The following is a 1990-nucleotide window of genomic DNA, read 5'->3' as shown; positions in this document are numbered from 1 at the left end:
GAAGAGATAAAAGAAAAAACTGGAAAGAATGAGTCACAAGTCATTAAAATAATGCGGAAAAATTTAAAACCAGGCTCCTTCCGTTTGTGGAGGAAAAGAGTACACAATACTAGCATTAAACACAGGAAAAAGTTTCAGTTAGGTAGAAAAAAACTTAGAGAAAAAATTAAATTAACTGATATATATTAATTATGAAAAAAGTCACAATGTATACTGGCAATCCTTGCTCATTTTGTGCGGCAGCTAAAGCGTTATTAAAAACAAAAAATGTTGAGATAGAGGAAATAGATATTTGGGCAGATCCAGCTAATGCAAAAGAAATGTTACAAAGAACCAATGGCGTAAGAACTATTCCTCAAATTTTTATTGGGGATCATTACATTGGTGGTAATGATAAGCTTCAGGAAGCGAACAGAAACGGTGAATTAGATAAGATTTTAAAAGGAGAATGAGGAGAAATTTTTTAAAATATTTAAGCTTAACAATTTTTTCATCTTTTATTTTTCCATTAAACTCACTATTTGCGAATACAAAAAAAATTATCAATAAAAATCTTACAAAAAAACAAAAAGAAATAATGTTTAACGAGGGTACTGAAAGACCTTTTTCTAGCAATTTACTTAAAGAAAGTAGAAAGGGTTTTTATCATTGCGCTAATTGTGGAAATAAACTTTTTGCTTCTACTAGTAAATTCGATAGTGGTACTGGTTGGCCATCATTTTCTGAGGCTTTGCCTGGAGCATTTAAAACTAAGATAGATTATAAATTTGGAATGAAAAGAACAGAATATCATTGTGCTAAATGCGGCGCGCATCATGGACATGTCTTTAACGATGGACCAACTAAAAGTGGTAAAAGATTTTGTAATAATGGTCTTTGTTTAATTTTTAGACCTGAATAGAGTTACTTTATATTTTGGATAAAAGGCATAGCATCTCCTGCTCCAAGTTTAGTTGTAGATATCCCAGCAACTTTATTTGCTAATTCTAAACACTCTTTAATAGGTTTTTCCTTTGATAAACCAAAAGCTAAACCTCCATTAAATGCATCTCCTGCTCCAGTAGTATCAATGGCTTTAACGGCGTTAGCTTTTAAACTAATTTCCTCTTTTCCATCAGAATAAAATATACCTTTTTCTCCAAGTGTTATTATTACTTTTTTAATTCCTAAATTTAACAGTTTTTCTGCTGCCTGTTTGGCTTCTTGATCGTTCGTAATCTTTATTCCAGTATAAAATTCGGCCTCGGTTTCATTAGGCGTAAAAAAATCGATATTATTATAAAACTCTTTTGAAATTTCAGATGCCGGTGCAGGATTTAAAATAGTAATGCATCCATTTTCTTTAGCAGTTTTCAAACAATGTAAGGTAACGTCTTTTGGAACCTCTAATTGAGTTAAAAAAATTTTTGATCTTTTTATTAAATTAATTTGTTTTTCAATTTCATTTATTCGCAAAGAACTTGGGGCGCCTACAATTACATTGATTGCATTTTTTCCAGTATTTTGATCAACTAAAATTCCAGCTACACCAGTTTGTTGGCTACCGTCTTGAATTATATTTTCTGTAGAAATTTTATTTTTTTCAAGAGTTTTAAGAGCTAACTCTCCGTATGCGTCTTTACCAATTTTACTTATAAAGTTTGTATTTCCGCCAAGTCTTGCAATTGCTATGGCTTGATTGCAACCTTTTCCTCCTGGACCCACATTATATTTTTTCCCCAAAATAGTTTCACCTATTGATGGGATTTTAGGTCCAGAAAAACTTATGTCAGCAACAAAAATTCCTAGGACTGTTATTTCGCTCATTAACCAACTTTAGCGAGAATTGGAAAGGTCGTCAAAATATAATAGCTTATAACTTGAATATAATTTGTAGTAATCAAGATGCCAGTAATTAAAAGAATAACTCCGCCAGATTTTGTAATAGTTCCATAATATTTTCCAAAACCTTTTTTAGAATTTAAAAATCTACTCATGTAATAACCAGATA

Annotated in this window: 4 protein-coding genes and 1 pseudogene; 3 read left to right on the top strand and 2 right to left on the bottom strand. The window is 31.0% G+C overall.

Translation table 11 applies throughout. The features are described from left to right. From AMN78_RS03780 to msrB, 3 genes are all read left to right on the top strand, one after another. The coding region (locus tag AMN78_RS03780) for a DUF2805 domain-containing protein (RefSeq protein ID WP_143323165.1) at positions 1-189 on the top strand (189 nt) is incomplete at its 5' end. Positions 190-191: 2 nt separating this feature from the next. Next, positions 192-452, top strand: a complete 261-nt coding sequence (gene grxC, locus AMN78_RS03775; protein WP_075534251.1) for a glutaredoxin 3 — start codon at positions 192-194, stop codon at positions 450-452. Then, positions 449-901 (top strand): peptide-methionine (R)-S-oxide reductase MsrB, encoded by a 453-nt coding sequence (gene msrB / locus AMN78_RS03770; RefSeq protein ID WP_082254542.1) that lies wholly within the window; start codon positions 449-451, stop codon positions 899-901. The genes grxC and msrB overlap by 4 nt, the downstream gene beginning before the upstream one ends. 2 nt (positions 902-903) lie before the next feature. On the opposite strand, the gene rbsK is transcribed toward msrB, so the two are convergent. Then, on the bottom strand, positions 904-1806 hold the full coding sequence (gene rbsK, locus AMN78_RS03765) for a ribokinase (RefSeq protein WP_075534250.1): 903 nt from the start codon (positions 1804-1806) through the stop codon (positions 904-906). Beyond that, positions 1806-1990 (bottom strand): annotated as a pseudogene (locus AMN78_RS04260) (cytochrome c biogenesis protein CcdA); the annotation flags it as partial. The pseudogene AMN78_RS04260 and the gene rbsK, both read right to left, overlap by 1 nt.

Origin of the sequence: Candidatus Pelagibacter communis, from assembly GCF_001179945.1 — a bacterium.
Classification (GTDB): Bacteria; Pseudomonadota; Alphaproteobacteria; order Pelagibacterales; family Pelagibacteraceae; genus Pelagilacustribacter; species Pelagilacustribacter ubique_A.
This window is presented reverse-complemented; position numbering and strand designations above follow the sequence as displayed.